The organism is Mycobacterium sp. 1165196.3 (assembly GCF_001673415.1).
Classification (GTDB): Bacteria; Actinomycetota; Actinomycetes; order Mycobacteriales; family Mycobacteriaceae; genus Mycobacterium; species Mycobacterium europaeum_A.
The window spans coordinates 1-19667 of record NZ_LZLU01000025.1 but is presented as its reverse complement, the minus strand read 5'-3'; the positions used below and the strand labels follow the sequence as shown (position 1 = coordinate 19667).

Annotated in this window: 18 protein-coding genes and 1 pseudogene; 10 read left to right on the top strand and 9 right to left on the bottom strand. The window is 68.2% G+C overall.

The features are described 5' to 3' along the window. Nucleotides 1-13: 13 nt before the first annotated feature. Together A5659_RS02865 and macS are read right to left on the bottom strand one after the other, a co-directional pair. Nucleotides 14-679 carry a response regulator transcription factor gene (locus A5659_RS02865; RefSeq protein WP_066871056.1) on the bottom strand — a complete coding sequence of 222 codons (666 nt, stop codon included), beginning with the start codon at nucleotides 677-679 and terminating at the stop codon, nucleotides 14-16. Continuing rightward, nucleotides 669-1829: a MacS family sensor histidine kinase gene (gene macS / locus A5659_RS02860; protein ID WP_067179222.1), complete on the bottom strand. Its 1161-nt coding sequence runs from the start codon at nucleotides 1827-1829 to the stop codon at nucleotides 669-671. Before macS ends, A5659_RS02865 begins: the two co-directional genes overlap by 11 nt. 143 nt (nucleotides 1830-1972) lie before the next feature. Between macS and A5659_RS02855 the strand changes: the two genes are divergently transcribed. Beyond that, on the top strand, nucleotides 1973-2959 hold the full coding sequence (locus A5659_RS02855; RefSeq protein ID WP_067179220.1) for an NAD(P)H nitroreductase: 987 nt from the start codon (nucleotides 1973-1975) through the stop codon (nucleotides 2957-2959). Here the strand turns inward: A5659_RS02855 and A5659_RS02850 are convergent. Next, on the bottom strand, nucleotides 2956-3372 hold the full coding sequence (locus A5659_RS02850) for a pyridoxamine 5'-phosphate oxidase family protein (protein ID WP_067179269.1): 417 nt from the start codon (nucleotides 3370-3372) through the stop codon (nucleotides 2956-2958). The genes A5659_RS02855 and A5659_RS02850 overlap by 4 nt on opposite strands. Before the next feature lie 217 nt (nucleotides 3373-3589). Here A5659_RS02850 and A5659_RS02845 point away from each other — a divergent pair, with 217 nt between their 5' ends. After that, nucleotides 3590-4258, top strand: a complete 669-nt coding sequence (locus A5659_RS02845) for a response regulator transcription factor (RefSeq protein ID WP_067179218.1) — start codon at nucleotides 3590-3592, stop codon at nucleotides 4256-4258. 59 nt (nucleotides 4259-4317) lie between these two features. Then, a complete protein-coding gene (locus tag A5659_RS02840; protein WP_067179267.1) occupies nucleotides 4318-5967 on the top strand; it encodes a GAF domain-containing sensor histidine kinase in 1650 nt (549 codons plus the stop codon). 27 nt (nucleotides 5968-5994) lie between these two features. On the opposite strand, the gene A5659_RS02835 is transcribed toward A5659_RS02840, so the two are convergent. Together A5659_RS02835 and A5659_RS02830 are read right to left on the bottom strand one after the other, a co-directional pair. Further along, the gene (locus A5659_RS02835; protein ID WP_066876926.1) at nucleotides 5995-6672 is read right to left on the bottom strand and encodes a PAS and ANTAR domain-containing protein; all 678 of its coding nucleotides are present in this window, start codon (nucleotides 6670-6672) and stop codon (nucleotides 5995-5997) included. Nucleotides 6673-6752: 80 nt separating this feature from the next. Next, nucleotides 6753-7202, bottom strand: a complete 450-nt coding sequence (locus A5659_RS02830; protein ID WP_067179266.1) for an Hsp20/alpha crystallin family protein — start codon at nucleotides 7200-7202, stop codon at nucleotides 6753-6755. A 142-nt stretch (nucleotides 7203-7344) separates the two neighbouring features. On the opposite strand from A5659_RS02830, the gene A5659_RS02825 reads away from it, so the two are divergent. Then, nucleotides 7345-7710, top strand: coding sequence for a helix-turn-helix transcriptional regulator (locus A5659_RS02825; RefSeq protein WP_066871047.1), 366 nt, complete (start codon nucleotides 7345-7347; stop codon nucleotides 7708-7710). A 63-nt stretch (nucleotides 7711-7773) separates the two neighbouring features. Further along, nucleotides 7774-8310, top strand: a complete 537-nt coding sequence (locus tag A5659_RS02820; protein WP_066871044.1) for a DUF1360 domain-containing protein — start codon at nucleotides 7774-7776, stop codon at nucleotides 8308-8310. A 19-nt stretch (nucleotides 8311-8329) separates the two neighbouring features. On the opposite strand, the gene A5659_RS02815 is transcribed toward A5659_RS02820, so the two are convergent. Beyond that, nucleotides 8330-9640 (bottom strand): NAD(P)/FAD-dependent oxidoreductase, encoded by a 1311-nt coding sequence (locus A5659_RS02815; RefSeq protein ID WP_067179216.1) that lies wholly within the window; start codon nucleotides 9638-9640, stop codon nucleotides 8330-8332. 305 nt (nucleotides 9641-9945) lie between these two features. Between A5659_RS02815 and A5659_RS02810 the strand changes: the two genes are divergently transcribed. The 5 genes from A5659_RS02810 (at nucleotide 9946) to A5659_RS02790 (ending at nucleotide 17114) form a co-directional block, all read left to right on the top strand. Next, nucleotides 9946-10653 carry a GAF and ANTAR domain-containing protein gene (locus A5659_RS02810; protein ID WP_067179214.1) on the top strand — a complete coding sequence of 236 codons (708 nt, stop codon included), beginning with the start codon at nucleotides 9946-9948 and terminating at the stop codon, nucleotides 10651-10653. A gap of 215 nt (nucleotides 10654-10868) precedes the next feature. Next, nucleotides 10869-12050 (top strand): zinc-dependent alcohol dehydrogenase, encoded by a 1182-nt coding sequence (locus A5659_RS02805; protein WP_067144376.1) that lies wholly within the window; start codon nucleotides 10869-10871, stop codon nucleotides 12048-12050. Nucleotides 12051-12142: 92 nt separating this feature from the next. Further along, nucleotides 12143-14293 (top strand): glycogen debranching protein GlgX, encoded by a 2151-nt coding sequence (glgX, locus tag A5659_RS02800; protein WP_067179212.1) that lies wholly within the window; start codon nucleotides 12143-12145, stop codon nucleotides 14291-14293. Nucleotides 14294-14474: 181 nt separating this feature from the next. Next, nucleotides 14475-16253 carry a sensor domain-containing diguanylate cyclase gene (locus A5659_RS02795; protein WP_067179210.1) on the top strand — a complete coding sequence of 593 codons (1779 nt, stop codon included), beginning with the start codon at nucleotides 14475-14477 and terminating at the stop codon, nucleotides 16251-16253. Nucleotides 16254-16346: 93 nt separating this feature from the next. Next, the gene (locus A5659_RS02790; protein ID WP_082972651.1) at nucleotides 16347-17114 is read left to right on the top strand and encodes an SDR family oxidoreductase; all 768 of its coding nucleotides are present in this window, start codon (nucleotides 16347-16349) and stop codon (nucleotides 17112-17114) included. 9 nt (nucleotides 17115-17123) lie between these two features. Here A5659_RS02790 and A5659_RS02785 read toward each other — a convergent pair whose 3' ends face one another. From A5659_RS02785 to A5659_RS28040, 3 genes and pseudogenes are all read right to left on the bottom strand, one after another. Beyond that, nucleotides 17124-18092 carry an aldo/keto reductase gene (locus A5659_RS02785; protein WP_066871023.1) on the bottom strand — a complete coding sequence of 323 codons (969 nt, stop codon included), beginning with the start codon at nucleotides 18090-18092 and terminating at the stop codon, nucleotides 17124-17126. Between the two features lie 13 nt (nucleotides 18093-18105). Continuing rightward, entirely contained in the window at nucleotides 18106-19110 is a 1005-nt protein-coding gene (locus tag A5659_RS02780; RefSeq protein ID WP_067144371.1) for a sensor domain-containing protein, read from the bottom strand. 68 nt (nucleotides 19111-19178) lie between these two features. Further along, nucleotides 19179-19667 (bottom strand): annotated as a pseudogene (locus tag A5659_RS28040) (hypothetical protein); the annotation flags it as partial.

The window sequence follows — 19667 nt, the reverse complement described above, 5'->3', positions numbered from 1 at the left end:
CCCGCCCCGCGGGTCACGGCTCTTCGTCCAGGCCGTGCTCAATGGCGTAGCGCGCCAGTTCCACCCGATTGGCGACCTGGAGCTTGCGGAAGGTCGCCTGCACATGGTTTTCCACCGTGCGGTGGCTCAACGACAGCCTCTCGGCGATCTGCTTGGCGGACAGTCCTTTTGCCACGTAGCGCAGCACCTCCGTTTCTCGTTCGGTGAGGCTGGGGCGGGCGGGCCCGTCGTCCTTGCTCTGCGCGATGCGCCGGTATTCGCCCAGCACCAGCCCGGCCAGGCTGGGGGTGAACACTGCGCGGCCGGCAGCGGTGGCCGTCACCGCCTGTGCCAGTTCGGCTTTCGAGGCGCTCTTGACCAGGTATCCCGTCGCACCGGCTTTGACCGCCTCCAGCACGTCATCGCGCTCGTCGGATGCCGACAGCACCAGCACCCGCGTCGACGGTGACACCGCGAGCACCGCGGCGGTCGCCTGCGCACCGTCGCCATCGGTCAGCTGCATGTCCATCACCACCACGTCGGGCTTGACCACGGCGGCCCGCCGCCCCGCGGCGGCCACGCCGTCGGCCGTGGCGACCACCGCGAAGCCCTCCTCGGCCAGGTCGCGGGCGACCGCGTCACGCCAGATCGGGTGGTCGTCGACGACCATCACGCTCGTCGGCGTCTCGTCATCCGCCATGGCGTCCCTTCCGGCGTGGCACGCACAACTCCCACTCGGTGCCCTCCCCTGGGGCGCTGTGCAATTCGGCGCTGCCGCCCAGCGCCGTCAGGCGTCCCACGATCGATTGGGCGATGCCCAGCCGTCCCTGACGAGACGCCTCCTCGAGCCGGCCGGCGGCAATCCCCACCCCGTCGTCGCGGACACTGACCACGACCGAATCGCCGAGGTCCTCCACCAGCACGTACGCGTGCGCCTCCGGACCGGCATGGGCGATGACGTTGTCCAGCGCGTTGCCCACCGCGGCGTCGAGTTCCGTTGCCGCCCAACGCCCCAGCGGCACCGGGGTGCCGGGCAGGCTGAACGACACGCGATCGGATTCCCGGCACCGCAGCAGTGAGCGCAGGTCGAGCGTCACCCCGTCGGCATCCGCCTCGATGTCCGTGCCCGCCAGCCAGCGCCGCAACGCGCGCTCCTGCTCGCTGGCCAGGTCGGCGAGTTCTGCTGTGGCGCCGCCGATCTCATGGCCCTTCTTGGCGACCAGCGCCAGCACCTGGATCGCTCCGTCGTGGACCTGCCGGGACAATCGGTCGCGTTCGGCCACCGCGGCGCTCAGTTGGGCCGCTCGTTGCAGCTCGGCGTGGGCGCGCCGCGCGGTCTGCGCGGCCATCCCGATCGCCATGCCGATCGCCAGTTCGATGATGACGGTGGCGTTGTGCCCGAGGTTGAGCGCGAGGTAATCCTTGACGGCGAAATTGGTGGCCATCACCGCCAGGCCCGTCAGCATTCCGCCGGCGGGGCCGAACTGGATGGCGGCGGAGATCGTGGGGTTACTCGCCCACAACGTCGTCGGCCAGGTCTGGTTCTCGGCCGCCCAGTGCGGGCTCGCGACGAGACTGTTCGACCACATCAGCAGGACGACGACCACGAGCTCGGCCAGCACCCACGCCGGCCGGCGCCCGAAGCCGCGCAGGTAGGCGACCGCGCAGGCCGCGCTCCAGCCGATCAGCGCGCCGAAGAGCACCCAGCCCAGCACCGGCCGCATTAGATCCGGATTGATCGCGATTTGAAAGCCGGTGGCGTAGATGCAGCTCAGCAGCCGGAACACCTGGGCCGCGCGCCACAGCGGCGTGGTGGGATCGGGGCCGTGGTTCGCCATCGTCGTCAGCATAAGGGCGAAGGGCCCCGCGGCGGGGCGGCCACGGAGATTGGCCGAAAGTCCCTCGAGTTAGAGCCGTCCTGCCCTCGTGCTGTCGAGAACAACGCGTGATGGTGGATACCGGCAAGGCGCTAGGAGAGAAGGGGGACCATGGCATGAACGACCGCTTTCCGGACGCCGGGACGATCCGAACCGCCCTGAAGCTGGCCTCACGCGCCCCGTCGGTGCACAACACCCAACCGTGGCGGTGGCGCGTCGACGCGACCAGCCTGCAGCTGCACGCCGACGCCGGCCGCCAGCTGCCCAACACCGACCCCGACGGCCGCGACTTGGTTCTGAGTTGCGGCACGGCGCTGCACCACTGCGTTGCGGCGTTCGCGGCGGTGGGGTGGCGGTCCAAGGTGTTGCGGCTGCCGAACGTTGCCGACCCGAATCACCTTGCCACGCTGCAGCTTTCGCCGTACCCCGCCGATTCCGTCGACATCGCACTGGCCGCGGCGATACCGCGGCGGCGCACCGATCGGCGTTATTACAGCTCCTGGCCGGTGCCCATGGGCGACATCGCGCTGATGGCGGCGCGGGCCGCGCGCAACGGCGTCACGCTGTGTCAGGTGGAAGACATCGAGGCGCTGCACGGCATCGTCGCGCAGTCGGTCCGTGATCACCTGACCCAGGACTATCTCGTCGAGCTGGCGGCATGGAGTGGGCGCTACTTCTCGGTCGCCGGGGTGCCCGCGCGCAATGCGCCGATATCGGACCCGCAGGCCAAGATCCCGAGCCGGCTGTTCGCGGGTGCGGCGCTGCCGATGGCACCGGACTCGTCCCCGGCCGACGACAACGCGGTGGTGCTTGCGCTGGGCACCCGCCACGACGACCGGTTGGCCCAGCTGCGCGCCGGTGAGGCCACCAGCGCGGTGCTGCTCACCGCGACGTCAACCGGCCTGGCCAGTTGCCCGGTCACCGAACCGCTGGAGACGGCCGGCACCCGCGAGGCCGTACGCCGCGACATCTTCGGCGACAGCAACTACCCGCAGATGCTGCTCCGGGTGGGTTGGGCGCCGATCAACGCCGATCCGCTGCCGGCGACGCCGCGACGTGACCTCGACGACTTCGTCGAGTGGGCGAGTGACCGCGGGCGCTAAACGTCACTCGGTGGTGATCCGAACTGGAACCTGCGGCCGGTGACACTTTCCGGCACGATGCGCACATAGTGCGTCTTCTCCGGCCTGGTCCACGGCAGCACCTGCGCGCGCTCGGCCTCCTCGAGTTCCTCGGGAGTGTGCAGCGAGCGCGCCTTGCCCCTGACGATCACGCTCCACGCCTCGGCGACGTTGTGGTCGTCGACTTCGAAGAGCACCCGATTGTTGATCGCGGAGCTGACCAGCTTGGTGCCCCCCGCGGTGCGGAACACCACGGTTCGGCGCTGGACGACGTAGTTGACCGGGAAGATATCGGGCTGGCCGTCGGCGTAGGTGACCAGCCGCCCCAGCGCCGCGCTGCCCAGCAGTTCCCAGCACTCGTGCACCGGCAGGATGACGACTCCCTCATCGGTCATCGAAAGCTCCTTTCCGCGGGTGCGGTTGACGCCGCAATAGACCACGGCCGCAACACTATTGGCGCATCACCGGCCGGGGCGTCGGCCGAAGGTCCCGACCCGTGGGGACCAAAGTCGTTGAACCCGTTGCGTCCCGGCGGCTGCCTTCGAAATATGGGATATTGGGTGGGTCGGTCGCAATCTTTCCAGTTGCCAGACCGGCAGGAAAGGGCTCGCCATGGTCAAGGTGTTCCTGGTCGACGACCATGAGGTCGTCCGTCGCGGTCTTTCCGATCTACTCGCCTCCGATCCGGATCTTCAGATCGTCGGCGAGGCGGGCACGGTGGCCGAGGCGAAGGCGCGCATCCCGGCGTTGCAGCCCGACGTTGCCGTGCTCGACGTTCGGCTACCCGACGGCAACGGCATCGAACTGTGCCGCGACCTGGTGGCGGATCACCCCGACCTGCGCTGCCTGATGCTGACGTCGTTCACCTCCGATGAGGCGATGCTCGAGGCGATCCTGGCCGGCGCCAGCGGATTCGTGGTCAAGGACATCAAGGGCATGGAGCTGGCCCACGCCATCAAAGAGGTGGGCGCCGGCAAATCGCTGCTCGACAACCGCGCCGCGGCCGCGCTGATGTCCAAGCTGCGCGGCACGACCGCGCGCGAGGACCCGCTGTCCGGATTGACCGAGCAAGAACGCACGCTGCTCGGACTGCTCAGCGAGGGACTGACCAACAGACAGATCGCCGCGCGCATGTTCCTCGCGGAGAAGACGGTGAAGAACTACGTATCCCGGTTATTGGCCAAGCTCGGCATGGAGCGCCGCACCCAGGCGGCGGTGTTCGCGTCGAAACTGAATCAGCGGTCCGGCCCACCGTCGAGTGCGCCGGACTGGTCGGGGTGAGCGGCGGCGAGAAGGGCTCGGCCTTAGCCGGACTCGGGCAGCGCGAGCTGGTCAGCCAGATGCACGCCCAGCTCGACGAGCTGCTGGCCTCGCGCGATCAGATGGAGCAGCTGCTGCGGGTCATCGTCGAGATCGGCGCGGGTCTCGATCTGGACGCCACGTTGCACCGGATCATCAGCGCGGCAAGGGAATTGACCTCCGCCCCCTATGGCGCGCTGGCGATCCGCGATCGCGAGGGCAACCTGATCTCGTTCGTCCACGAGGGCATGGACGTCGAGACGGTCCGGCGCATCGGGCATTTGCCGGTCGGCAAGGGCCTGCTGAGTTTGTCGCTGCTGGATACGCCCGCGCTGCGGATGGACGATCTGACCACGCACCACGCCGCCGTCGGCTTTCCCGAACACCATCCGCGGATGCGCGCCTTCCTCGCGGTCCCGATCACCATCCGCGACACCGTATTCGGCAACCTGTATCTCACCCACGTCGATCCGGCGCGGGTGTTCTCCGAGCCCGACGAGGTTGCCGCGCGGGCGTTGGCGTTCGGGGCCGCCGTCGCCATCGACAACGCACAGCTCTTCGAACGCGAGCGGACGTCGGTGAAGTGGATGGAGGCGAGCCGCGAGATCACCACCGCGCTGCTGGCGCGTCCCGAACCGCATCGGCGCCCCCTGCAACTGATCGCCGAACGCGCGCGTCTGCTGACCGAGGCCGAACAGGCGATTGTCCTGGTGCCGGCCGACGCCGACGCGTCCGACGACGAGGTCGACACGCTGGTGGTGTCCGCCGCGGTGGGGTTGCACGCCTCGGAGGTGCTCGGGCAGCGGGTTCCGGTGCACGGCTCCACCAGCGGCGCGGTGTTCCGGTCCGGGGAACCGTTGATCACCGAGGAGCTGCGCTACCCGATCCAGTCCTTCACCGACGTCGGGCAGCGTCCGGCGATCCTGATGCCGCTGCGCGCCCGCGACGAGGTCGTCGGGGTGATCGCCATCGCCCGCGGCGCCGAGCAGCCGCCGTTCAACGAGAGCTATCTGGATCTGGTCAGTGACTTCGCCACCCACGCCGCGATCGCGCTGGTGCTGGCGTCGGCGCGCGAGGACGCCCGGCGGTTGAGCATTCTGGCCGAGCGGGAACGCATCGCGCACGACCTGCACGACCACGTCATCCAACGGCTCTTCGCGGCCGGCATGAACCTGCAGGGCACCCTGGCCCGGGCGCGTTCGCCGGAGGTGGCCGACCGGCTCAACCGCACGCTCGACGATCTGCAGACCATCATCGAGGAAATCCGCACCACGATCTTCGCGCTCAAATCCCCGGTGGCCGCCAGTGGTGATTTCCGGCAGCGCATCCAGCGGGTGGTGGCCGACCTGACGGGAAACCGTGATGTCCTCACGACCCTGCGCATCGACGGGCCGATGAGCGCCGTAAGCGCCGAGCTGGCCGATCACGCCGAAGCGGTCACCACCGAAGCCGTCAGCAACGCCCTTCGTCATTCGGGAGCGTCGCGGCTGACCGTCGAGATCAGCGTCGCGGACATGTTCATCCTCAACGTCATCGACGACGGATGCGGCATACCGGCCGGCAACACCCGATACAGCGGCCTGGCCAACATGAAGCGGCGCGCCGAGCAACTCGGCGGCAGCTGTGCGATCACCGGTGGGCCCGGGGGCGGTACCCGGGTGCACTGGGTCGCCCCGGTGCTCGACCACTGAGCACCGAAAAGCCTTGGCCTGCAACCGCTATTGGCGGTTACTTTGGACGCGTTCGTGCGCGGTCAACAGCAGATGGTCGAATTCCGACTGGGTGTTCAGCGGCAGGCCGGCGTTGCGGAAGTCGTGGGCGATCTGCTCGGCAAGCGGTCGCAGCTTGACGTTGGCTTCCTGCGACAACCACTTGAGCAACTCGAAAGCCGCGCTGTCGCTGATGCCGTAGATCAGCATCAGCATGCCTTTGGCTTGCTCGATGCCGGCCCGATTCTCGCTGATCTCAGCGACTTTCGCGCTCATGGCGTCCTCGCGCGCCTGTTCGTAGGGCGCGGAGACCTCGATGTAGAACCCGTGCGTTCCGATCACGTCACCGTCGTCGTCGAAGAGCCGGTCTCCGACGACGACGACGTGGTGCACCTTTCCCCGGGTATCGACGATCCGGTGGCGCGTGCTGAACGCCTGGCGGGTGTGGACGATTTGATCGATGGTGGCCGCGACGTTGCCGCGGTCCTCGGGATGCTTGTGGGACAGCACCAGTTCGGTGGTCGGGGTGATGCTGCCGGGCTCGTAGCCGTGCATGCGTTGCACTTGCTCGGACCATTCCCAGCGCTGGTCGGTGAAGTAGAACCGAAACCACCCCGCCGGTTGCGCGGCGCCGCCGCCCAACGCCTCTTCAACGTTGGCGGTTTGGCCGTCGAGTTCCCATTTCATCGTGTATCCGGTCGCCAGGAGCCGGGGGTGCGGCGGCCGCATGCCGGTGTGGGTACGGCCGCCGCCCGGCCCGCCGTCGGTCAGGCGTTGATGACCTCGCGTTCCGAGGCCTTGTTGTTGATCGCCTTGTGGCCGTCGCCGCGGCCGACCGTGATCTTGCGCGGCTTGGCCTTCTCGGCCACCGGGATGTGCAGGCGCAGAACGCCTTCGGAATAGGACGCCTCGATCTTGTCGGTATCGAGGTTTTCGCCGAGTACCAGCTGGCGGCTGAACACGCCGCGCGGCCGCTCGGTGGCCAGCATCTCGCGGTTGGGGTCGACGGCCGGTCGTTCGGCGCGCACCGTCACCACATTGCGCTCGATGTCGATGTCCAGCGAGTCGGCGTCGATGCCGGGCAGGTCGAACTCGACGACGAAGTTCTCGCCTTCGCGCCATGCATCCATCGGCATCACCGCCGGACGGGCGGCGGTACCGAGGACCTGGTGGGCGAAGCGGTCGAGCTCACGGAACGGGTCTGAACGCATCAGCATGGTGGTCACCTCTCACTCCAATCTAGGCTGTGGGTCGGCAATTTCCTATGTCCAATGACATAGATTTTGTATAGCACCGTCGACAGAAAGACGCAAGTATGCTAAACAGATTTTCTAAGCGGGAAGGTAAAGGGGAGGCGCGATGGTCGACTACCGCGGTAACGCGGATGCTCCGGCGTCCGACCATGGGGTGTATGGCATCTCGGTGGCCGCCGAATTGTCCGGGACTGCGGTGCAGACGCTGCGGCTTTACGAACGCTACGGCCTGATCGCGCCGTCGCGCAGCCAAGGCGGCACCCGCCGGTACAGCGCCGATGATCTGGCCAGGATCAAGCGCATCACAGCGCTGGTCGATTCCGGGGTCAACCTGGCCGGCGTCGCGCGCATCCTCGATCTCGAGGACCACAATGCCACGTTGTCGGCGGCCAATACCGATCTGCGGTCCACCAACCGCACATTGCGAGAGGCCGCGAAAACGGCGAAGCGCTCCGAGCCGGACACCGTCTGAGCCGTCGCCGATTGCAGCGGCCCAGGCCGGGTACCCGTCCCGCTATGCGTTCTAGGAGAAGCGATGGCTGAGTTGACGGAAACCGGTGCCCAGGTCGTCGATGGCGCACGCCAAGAAGCGGACGCCTACCGGGGCGACAACGACCGGCCGCTGGGGGGCTACCTGGCCGTCATGGCCGTCTACAGCACGGTGGTGGTCGCCGCGGTGCTGGCGGCGCTGGCCACCGGTCGCACGTTGCCCACCCGGTGGCGGCTCCAGGACCTGCTCATTCTCACTCTGGGCACCCACAAGCTGTCGCGAACCCTGACCAAGGACGCCGTGACGAGCCCGCTGCGCGCGCCGTTCACCCGCTACGCGGGCACCGGCGGCCCGGCCGAAGTCCAGGAAGAGGTCCGCGAGCAAAGCCCGCTGCGGCACAGCCTGGGAGAGTTGTTGACCTGCCCGTTCTGCCTGGACATGTGGGTGGCCACCGGGTTTGCCATCGGCCTGGTGTTCGCGCCGCGGTTCACCCGGCTGGTCGCCGGCGTGTTCAGCGCGCTGGCGGGCGCGGACTTTCTTCAGCTCGCCTACGCGATGGCCCAGCAGTCGGCCGAGGGCTGAACCCCGAGACGCGGTCGGCTCAGCTCGTCTTCGGCATCGGGATGCCTTCGCTGGCCGTGAACTGCGCGTCGTCCTCGGAGGTCAACCCGATCGACACGACCGAACGGGTGAACAGCGCGTCGGTCAGGTAGGCCAGCGACACCGCCCACCGGTTGACGCCGCGGGGAATCGCATACAGGTGGTAGGACCTGGTGACGGCTTTCGCGGGCAGCCCGGACAGGTGGATGTTGAGCGGATTGGCCACCGCATAGCGCGGCCCGAGGTCGACCACCAGGCCGAGGTTGCGGTGTTTGTATTCCTTACTGCTGCCATAGCCGAGGCTGGCGGCGACGTTTCGGGCCAGCGCTTTGCCCTGCCGGGTCGCGTGCTGGGCGGTCGGCGGGGTGATCTTCCCCGGCTGGGTCAGATCGGGTACCGCGGCCGCGTCACCGGCCGCGAACACCTCGGGGTGATCCGGCACCTGCAGGTCGGCCTGCACCTTGAGCCGGCCCCTTTCGGTCGGCAGCCCCAGGTCCTGGATCAGCGGTGCGCCGGTCACCCCCGTCACCCAGGCGATGGTGCGCGTGTCGATACGCGAATCATCGCTGAGCACAACGTGATCGGCGTGCGCCTCCTTGAGGGTGATGCCGAGCCGGACGTCGATTCCGCGCTTGCGCAACACCTTGAGCGCGGCGTCACCCAGCCGCTTTCCCACCTCCGGCATCACCTGGTCGGCCAGGTCCAGCAGCAGGAACCGCACCTCGGCGCGGTTGAAGCCCATCTGTTTGGCCGCCGCGTCGGCCAGCGCCCGCAGCTGTGCGACCAGTTCGGTCCCCGAATACGACGCGCCCACCACCACGACCGTGCGCCGGGCGGCGGCCGCTCGAGGATCGTCCTCGATGTTGGCCAGCTCCAGTTGTTCGACGAAGTGGTCGCGCAGGTACAGGGCCTCGGCGGTGGTCTTCAACCCGCGCGCGTGCCTTGCCAGCCCCGGCACATCGAACAGCCGGGTCACCGACCCCGGCGTCAGCACCAGCCGGTCCCAGGACATCGAATGGCTGCGCTCTTCGGGATCGCAATAGGTCAGCGTGCGCTGGGTGAAATCCACCGCGTCCACGCGGCCACGCAGCGCGCGCACCCCCTTGAGCGAATTGGCCAGGGGGACAGCGACAAAGCGGGCATCGACGACCCCACCGGCGACGTCGGGCAACAGCGGCGTGTACAGCATGTAGTCGACCGGGGAGATCATCGTGATGTCGACGGGGACGCGTCGTCGGCGCATGATGCGGGCCAGGCGACGGGCGCAGGTGAATCCGGTGAAGCCGCTTCCCACGATCACAATGGAGGTCACCGTCCCGAGTGTAGGCGCGCATCGGGGACGGGTCGCGAGGCCCGTCCCGTCTCGGTATCTGGTGGCCGCGAAAGACGTTGGCTGGGAAGGGTTTCTGACGTCAGGGTTGGCTACGGAAGGGTTCGGGCTCTGCGGGTAGCCCGGGTGGCGCGCCGGTGTCGCTCGGACCGGTTCGTTATCCGGCCTTGCGCTTCGTTGTATGGCCCATAGACTTCTCGTTGGGCGTTCGCATTCGCACGCGTGTGGTGGACCCCATGAAGGCGAGAAAGGGCTCTGCGGGCCACGACGGCTCCGGGGGTGATGTCATGCGGGGTGGCAATGCCACGATCGTCACTCAGCTCATAGAGCTGGTGGCGAATCTGCAGCGCGAACAAAGCGATACCGCGTCCGGGCTGCACGAGCTCATCGACAGCGGGGTCGACCACGTCACCGGCTCCCAGTACGCCGGTATCACCCTGGCCGAGAAGAACAAGTCGGTCAGCAGCGTGGTCGCCACGCATCGTTACCCGATGGTGCTCGACGCGATCCAGAACAGCGCCGGCGAAGGGCCGTGTCTGGCGGCCGCCTGGGAGCACCACATCATGCACATCGCCGACCTGAACGCCGAACAGCGCTGGTTGCGCTATCGCCGGTTGGCGCTCGAGCAGACGCCGATCCGCTCGATCCTGTCGTACGAGTTGTTCATCGACGGCACCAGCATGGCAGCGCTCAACTTCTATGCCGAGCGCCCGCAGGCCTTCAGCGAGGACGCCGTGGAGGTCGGGGCGGTGTTCGCAACGCACATCGCGCTGGCGTGGTCGATGATGCGCCGGCAGGACCAATTTCGCAGCGCCTTGGCATCCCGCGACATCATCGGCCAGGCCAAGGGCGTGGTCATGGAGCGATTCAACCTCGACGCCGTCGAAGCGTTCGAACTGCTCACCCGGGTCTCGCAGAAATCCAACATCAGGCTCATCGACATCGCGGCGGCGCTGATAGACAGCGAGCACCCGCTCAAGGGCCACCGGCACTGACCATGCGTCTCAGGGCAGGTCGGCCAGACGATCAAAACTGCTGGCGCCCAAGACCTTTGGTTTGATCATTCGCGGCACTGCGCCGTGGCCGCCTGACCGAATCGCGGCCGGCCGCGATCATGTCCGCCGGCTCGCCGTCGGGCGCTGCCCGCGCCGGACGGGCCCCCGGCCGCGGCGCGGTTTCGACGAGTGCCAGACGGGTATGTGCCAGCCGTATGAAGGCTGTTACCTGGCAGGGCAAGCGCGACGTGCGGGTGGATTCGGTGCCCGACCCGAAGATCGAGCAGCCGACGGATGCCATCGTGGAAGTCACGTCGACCAACATCTGCGGCTCCGACCTGCACCTCTACGAGATTCTCGGGGCGTTCATGAACCCCGGGGACATCCTCGGGCACGAAGCCATGGGCATCGTGCGGGAAGTCGGCGCGCAGACGGGCGACCTGCGGGTGGGGGACCGGGTCGTCATCCCGTTCCAAATCTCCTGCGGCAGTTGCCACATGTGCGGCCAGCAGCTCTACACCCAGTGCGAGACCACGCAGGTGCGCGACCAGGGCATGGGGGCGGCACTGTTCGGCTATTCGGAGCTCTACGGCGAAATCCCGGGCGGCCAAGCCGAGCTGCTACGCGTCCCCCAGGCGCAGTTCACTCACATCAAAGTGCCTGTGGGCCCGCCGGATTCGCGGTTCGTCTACCTGTCGGACGTGTTGCCCACCGCATGGCAGGCGGTCGCCTATGCCGACATCCCCGACGGTGGCTCGGTGACCGTGCTGGGACTGGGCCCCATCGGCGACATGGCCGCGCGCATCGCCGACCACCTGGGCTACCGCGTCATCGCCGTCGACTTGGTGCCCGAACGGCTGGGGCGCGCCGCGAAACGCGGCATCCACACCATCGATCTGGGGCGGCTCGACTCCTCAATCGGTGACGCGATCCGCGACCTGACCGACGGCCGGGGAACCGACTCGGTGATCGACGCGGTGGGCATGGAGGCCCACGGCTCGCCGGCCGCCAAACTGGCGCAGCAGGTGACCGGCGTGTTGCCGGATGCGTTGGGCAAGCGGCTGATGCAGACCGCCGGGGTGGATCGGCTCAACGCCCTGTACTCGGCCATCGACATCGTGCGGCGCGGCGGAACGATCTCGCTCAGCGGCGTGTACGGCGGGACCGCCGACCCGCTACCGATGCTCACCCTGTTCGACAAGCAGGTGACGCTGCGGATGGGGCAGGCCAATGTCAAGCGGTGGGTCGACGACATCATGCCGCTGCTGACCGATGATGACCCGCTCGGCGTCGACACCTTCGCCACCCACGTGCTGCCGTTGGACCAGGCCCCGCACGCCTACGACATCTTCCAGAAGAAGCAGGACGGTGCGGTCAAGGTCATACTCAAGCCGTGATCACCTATGCCACAAGGCTTTCCGCTCAGTTCCGGCAACGCCAGGCGTGGCCCACGGTTTGACGGCCATGACGGCAGGGTATTGAAAGCGCCATGACCACCGCAGACGCCCTCGCTCCCACGCCCACCGGAGAGGTGTGGCCGGGCCGGGCCTACCCGCTGGGCGCGACCTACGACGGCGCGGGCACCAATTTCGCCGTATTCAGTGAGGTGGCCGAGCGGGTAGAGCTGTGCCTGTTCGACGCCGAGGGCGTCGAGAGCCGCGTCACCCTGCCCGAGATCGACGGCTTCATCTGGCACGCCTACATCCCCAACATCGAACCGGGCCAGCGCTACGGCTACCGCGTCTACGGTCCGTACGACCCGCAGGCGGGGCTGCGCTGCAACCCGAACAAGCTGCTGGTCGACCCGTATTCGAAGGCCATCGACGGCTCCTTCGAGTGGAACCAGTCGCTGTTCAGCTACAACTTCGGTGACCCCGACAGCCGCAACGACGACGACTCGGCGGAAAGCATGCCCAAGTCGGTGGTGATCAACCCCTACTTCGACTGGGGCAACGACCGTCCACCGGATCACCAATACGCCGACACGGTGATCTATGAGGCGCACGTCAAGGGGCTGACCCAGACCCACCCCGACATCCCGGAACCGCTGCGCGGCACCTACGCCGCGGTGGCGCACCCGGTGATCATCGAGCACCTCAAGGAACTCGGGGTCACGGCGATCGAATTGATGCCGGTGCACCACTTCGCCAACGACTCCACCCTGGTCGACAAGGGACTGTCCAACTACTGGGGCTACAACACGATCGGGTTCTTCGCGCCCGACTTCAAGTACTCCAGCTCCACCACGCCGGGCGGGCAGGTCCAGGAGTTCAAGGCCATGGTGCGCTCGCTGCACGATGCCGGCATCGAGGTCATCCTCGACGTGGTCTACAACCACACGGCCGAGGGCAACCATCTGGGCCCAACGTTGTCGATGCGGGGCATCGACAACGCCGCGTACTACCGGCTGGTCGACGACGACAAGCAGTACTACATGGACTACACCGGCACCGGCAACAGCCTCAATGTCGGGCATCCGCATGCGCTGCAGCTGATCATGGACTCGCTGCGCTACTGGGTCACCGAGATGCATGTCGACGGGTTCCGCTTCGACCTGGCCTCGACGCTGGCCCGCGAGTTCTACGACGTCGACCGCCTGGCGACGTTTTTCGAACTCGTGCAACAGGATCCGACCGTCAGCCAGGTCAAGCTGATCGCCGAGCCGTGGGACGTCGGCCCGGGCGGCTATCAGGTGGGTAACTTCCCGCCGCAGTGGACCGAGTGGAACGGCAAGTACCGGGACACCGTCCGCGACTTCTGGCGCGGCGAACCCGCCACCCTCGACGAGTTCGCCTACCGGCTGTCCGGGTCGGCGGACCTCTACGAGCACACCGCGCGCCGGCCGGTGGCCTCGATCAACTTCGTCATCGCCCACGACGGCTTCACGCTGCGTGACCTGGTGTCCTACAACGAAAAGCACAACGAGGCCAACGGCGAGGACAACAACGACGGCGAAAGCCACAACCGGTCCTGGAACTGCGGCGTGGAGGGCCCCACCGACGACGAGCAGGTCAACGCGCTGCGCGCCCGCCAGCAGCGCAACTTCCTGACCACGCTGCTGTTGTCCCAGGGCGTGCCGATGATCTGTCACGGCGACGAACTCGGGCGCACCCAGAACGGCAACAACAACGGCTACTGCCAGGACAACGAGCTCACCTGGATCGACTGGGACAACGCCGACGCCGGATTGCTGGAATTCACCCGGGCGGTCTCGGCGCTGCGCGCCGAGCATCCGGTGTTCCGCAGGCGCCGCTTCTTCTCCGGAAAGCCGGTGGGCCGACGCGGGCAGGACGGCTTGCCGGACATCGCCTGGTTCACCCCCGAGGGCACCGAGATGACCGACGAGGACTGGGGCGCCAGCTTCGCCAAATCCGTTGCGGTGTTCCTCAACGGCCACGGCATCCCCGACCGCGATGCGCGAGGCCAGCGGGTCCTGGACGACTCGTTCCTGCTGTGCTTCAACGCCCACTACGAGCCGATCGAATTCACCCTGCCACCAAAGGAATTCGGCGCCGCCTGGGAGGTCGTAGTGTTCACCGGACCCGAAGAGACCACGCCGGCCGAGGAGGTGCCCGGCGGTGGCCGGCTCAACGTGGAAGCGCACACCGCCGTGGTGCTGCGGGCCCTGCCCTCGGACTAGCCTTTCGCGGCACCCGTAGCCGCGTTCCCCTGGCTGCATCCCCCCGTTTCTGCGGATCGAGCGGATAGCTCGCGCCGAATAGGCGACATCGGTTAACTTTCTGCGCACAACTATTTTGCCGCGCAGATGCCGCCGACCGCGGCCTCGCCAGACCCACTGCCGGGGATGAAAGGGACAGCCGATGGACAGGGCCGCCCTCGGCGCGCGTGCGGAATCGGCTGCGGAATCGGCTGCGGAATCGGCATTGCAGCGGTCGGCCCGGACGGCCCCGCTGGCGGTGCTCGTCATAGCCGCCGTGACCTGGCTCGGCTGGTCGACCGGGGTTGACGGGCTGACGCGGATCTATCCGAGTTGGCCGCCGATGACGCCGTGGACCGCGTTATGGCTGGCGGCGTTGGGCGCCGCAATTTTGGCGCAGTCCGGCCACCCGTCGCCCAACCGCATCTGGGTCGGACGTGCTCTGGCCCTGATGGTGGGTGTGTTGGCCGTCGTGATCCTGCTCGAGTACACCCCCATCGGGTCGCTCGGTGTCGACCAGGTGCTGTTCGGGGACGCGGTGCGCGGTCGGCAAACCTCGTGGCCGGGACGTCCCAGCCCGCAGACCGCGGCGCCGGTGCTGCTGCTGGCCGTCGCCGTCGCGCTGATCCGAGTGGATCGCGGCACTCGCACGCTCTGGCCGGTGTGCCTGGCGGGCAGTGGGGCCATTCCGCTCGTCACCGTCGGCGCCTACCTGTTCGATGCGCTGGCGCTTGTTGGTGTTTCGCCCTCGACCGGCCAGGCGCTCTCGACGGCATCGGCGCTGCTGGTGCTCATCGCGGCGACGTCGCTGGCGCGACCCGACCGTTTTCCGGTCGCGTGGCTGCTCGCCCGTCCCGATCGGCGGTCATTGGTGCGGCTGGCGGGAATCCTTGCCGGTTTTCCTCTTGTGGTGGCGCTGTCGAGACCGGCGTTTTTGGCGTTCGGTCTGGGCGAGCACGCCGAGTGGACATTCTCAATCCTGTTCAGCACCTTCATCGTCGGCGTGGTCACGTTCTACTTCAGCCAGCGAGAGCAACAGCTGCTGATCGCCAAGGAGCTCGCCAGCAAGGAGCGCGCCGAGGCCGAGGCGCGCTACCGCATCCTCGCCGACAACGCGGTCGACATCATCGTGCACTTTCGCGGGGGTGAGATCGCGTGGGTCTCGCCGTCGGTGCAGGCCGCGCTGGGCGGCCCGCCGCAGCGCTGGATCGGCTCGGCGTTCGCCGATCGCATCCATCCCGAGGACCGCGACAAACTCATTGCCGCCGTGCGCCGGATCGCCGACGGCGAACAGGTTCTGCAACGGTTCCGGGTGTCTTCGGTCGACGGGGAGTACCACTGGGTCGACGGCCACGGAAAGCCCTACACCGACGCCGAGGGCAAAACCGATGGGCTGATCGCGGCGCTACGCGTCGTCGACGATCAGGTCGAGGCCGAGCAGCGGCTGGAACGGCTGGCGCGGTTCGACACCCTTACCGGGCTGGTGAACCGGGCCGAGGCGCTCAGCCTGCTCGAATCCGCACTGGCGCAGCCGCAACCCGCCGGCACGCACGTCGGCGTCCTGTTCTGCGACGTCGACCATTTCAAGGCGATCAACGACACCTGGGGACACGGCATGGGCGACTTCGTGCTGGCAACCCTGGCGGCGCGGATCCGGGCGAGCGTTCGCCGCGGCGACACGGTCGGGCGGACGGGAGGCGACGAGATACTGGTGTTGTTGCCCGACGTTCGCAGCACCGACGAGCTCGCCCAGATCGCCGAAAAGATTCGCGGCCGGGTCGCCGAACCGATCCACTTGTCCGGCAACATGATTCGCGCGACATTGAGCATCGGTGCCACCCTCGCCCGTTCGGGCGAGTCCGTCGACACGGTCACCGCGCGCGCGGACGAGGCCATGTACCGGGCCAAATCGGGTGACCGCAACACCGTCGTTCCGAACTAAGCGCCCTAGTGATCACCACGCGGCGCCCGCCATCCGGTAGGTTTCTGGCGACAGCGTCTTGCGTTACAAGAGAGGGCGAATATGTCAAGGACAGTGGTGGTCGGCGCCTCCAGCGGTCTGGGGCGTTGCATAGGTGTCGGTCTCGCGCAGCGCGGTGATCAGGTCGCGCTGCTTGCCCGGCGTCGGGAGCGCATCGAGGCCGCGGCCAAGGACGCCGGCCCGAACGCCGTCGCCATCGAATGCGACGTCACCGACCAGGCGTCGTGCCGTTCGGCCATCGACCGCGCCGCCGACGCGCTCGGCGGCATCGACAATGTGGTCTACACGCCGGCCGTCGGGCCACTGGTCCGCATGGTCGACACCGATGCCGACACCTGGCGACGCATCTTCGACACCAACGTCATCGGGGCGTCGCTGGTGACCGCCGCGGCGGTGCCGCACCTGACCGCGTCGGCCGGCAAGGCGGTCTACCTGTCCTCCGACGCCGGCACCTTCGGGCCGCCGTGGCCGGGCCTGGGCGCATACGGCGTCAGCAAGGCGGCCCTGGAACGGTTGGTGGAGGCGTGGCGGGCCGAGCACTCCGACATCGGCTTCACCAACCTGATCGTCGGGGAGTGCGCGGGCGGCGAGGGCGACGGTCAGACCGGTATGAACGAAGGCTGGGACATGGACCTCGCGATGAAGGCGGTCCCGCTGTGGTCCTCGCGCGGTTGCATGCCCGGCAAGTTGATGCCCGTCGAAGACCTGATCGACGTGGTGCACACGATCCTGCGGACCAACTCCTCGACGTCGATGCCGCTGGTGGTGGCGCGCGGCGCGCCAGCCAGCCCCGCGGCGTTCGCCGAGGCCAATCAGTCGTAAGCCGGCAGCTCAGCGGCCGAGCTTCTCCTTGGCCAGGTCGGTCACGAAGCGCGCCGCCGAGGTGGGCCGGAAGGCCAGGGCCGCCTCGGTGAGCGCGTCACGGGATGCGGTGGGCAGCTCGATGTCGGCCGCCGCGACGTTGAACTCCAGCTGCTCGACGGACGAGGCGCCGGGAATGGCGACCACACCCGGATAGCTGATCAGCCAGGCCAGGGCCACCTGCGCCGGCTTGGCGTCGACGTCCTTTGCGACATCGCGCAGCAGCTGCAGCAGCGGCTCGATGCGGCGCAGGTTTTCGGTGCCGAACCGGGAATTCACCGCGCGCACGCCGCCCGGACGGTTGTCCACGCCGTACTTACCGCCCAGCAGTCCCTGTTCCAGCGGGCTGTAGGCGATCACGATGCGGTTCTCCCGCTCGGCGAACGGCACCAGATTCTTCAGCGCCTTCGGGTAGGCGAGCGAGAAGTGCACCTGGTTGCTGATCACCGGGCGGCCCAGCGCGGCGTCGGCCTTCTGCCAGCGCTGCAGCGAATAGTTCGAGACGCCGGCGGCGCCGATCTTGCCGTCATCGAGCAGGTCACGCATGCCCGGCATGATCACCGAGTCGGGGAACACCGGGTTGGGCTGGTGGATCTGATAGAGCGGGATGCGGTCCAGCCCCAGCCGCTGCGCGCTGGCGCGGGCGCGTTGCTTGACCACCGCGGGGAAGGGCGCGACCGGCATGATCTTGCTGGCCACCGCCACCTCGGCGCGCTCGTCGCCTAGCGCCTCGCCCAGGATCCGCTCGCTTTTGCCCAGGCCGTACACCTCGGCCGTGTCGAACAGCGTCACCCCCAGGGCGCGGGCGCGGCGCACGATGTCACCCGCGGCGCCGGCGGCGTAGCTGTCGCCGTAACCCCACTCGCGTGAACCGAACTGCCAGGTGCCCAGGCCGATCCGGCTGACCCGGCCGACCCCGTCGACGTCGACAAACTTCATGCGGACAGCCTACTTAGCCGGGGATCTTGCCGAGGATGTAGTTGGCGATGCTGACCGCTGCCGCGCGGGGTGGCGCGCTGTCCGTGGTGCCGCTGGCGGACACGTTCAGGTCGATCACGACGTTGGCCTTGGCCGCGATCGCCCGTGCCGAGCGCACCTGGATGCCCTTGGGCGTCAGGTCCAGGGTGGTGATGCCATTGCCGGCGTCGGCGGGGGCGCTCACCGACATCGGGATCGGCTGCCCGCCGGGAGCGGAGACGGTGACGGTCGAGCCGCCGCACTTGTGCCATCCCGACAGCAGGGTGGCCAGCTGTGCCTGGGCCGCGCCCGGATCGCGGAACGCCGCGACGCCCTGGATGACCTGCATGGACTTCAGCATGCTGCGGGTGTCGGTGAACTCACCGGCGTGATATCCGGCCAACACCCCGGGGGTGTAGGCGTCCGGGCTGCCGGCGGCGATGCTTTCCCAGCACTCCGGGCGGTCGATGCTGCCGTCGTCCGGGGAGCGACCGGGGCTGTTCCAGGTCGGACCGACGTCTAGATTCGCGTCGCCGGTGATGTTGCGCAGCGCATCGAGCCCGGGCAGCAGGGTGGCGATGGTCTCCGGCGGCACGGTGGGCGGCGGCGGCCCGGCGGCCGTGCTGGAGCCGGGGGATGTCCGGTGCGACGAGGTCGAGCCGCCCAGCGTGGCCCATCCCGCCAGGGCGACGACCGCCAACAGGATGAAGATGTACGACAGCGTCACGCCCACCAGCGCACGGTCGCGGCCGAGTTCGCCGGAGCGACGGATCTGCGCCAGCCCGAGGTGCCCCAGGATCGCCCCCGCGGGCGCAAACAGGAACGCGAAGACCAGCGACAGGGTGGCCAGGGTGTTGACGGGCGGCCGGTAGGGGGGTGCGGGCTGCGGTGCGTACGGCGGCGGCTGCGCCGGAAGCGGCTCAATGTCAGGGGGCGGGACGCGGCCCAGCGGGTCGTAACTCAGCGGGTTCTGCCAATACGGGTCCTGCGGGTGGGTCACGCAGCGCCTCCTTCGGGAGAACCTGCCCGAAATGTAGCCGACAAGGGCGTGGGGCTAAACCACGGCCGTCACAGGCGCGGTTTGGCGATGCCGACCACGTAGGGCGCCTCGACGAACGTCAGGTAGACCCGATGCGGCCCGACGGCCATGCCCGACAGGCGCGCCGGCTGCGCGTCGGGAGGCAGCCCCGACCGGTAATCGATGGTGCGCAGCACGGGAATTCGCCCGTCGGGAAAGCCGGTGAAGCTGGCGGTCTCGAGTGTCACCAGTTCGTGGTCGGTGGCGGCGTAGATCCTGGTGTCGTCGGTGCCGAGTGCGCGGATCGGCGCCGGCAATCGCGCGCTGGCCAGTACCTCCATGCCCCGTCCGCCGCGGCGCGAGTCGACGGCGCGCACGGTGTCGTCGTCGTGTCCGGCGACGTAGCTGCGGGTGACCGCGGTGCCGTCACCCGCCGAGACCGCGACGTCGATGGTCAGGGAGCCGTGCTGCGCCGGCGGTGATGTCGTGCCCTTGAAATGCCGGATGCCCGACGCTCCATACAGGTGGTAGTCGAGTTC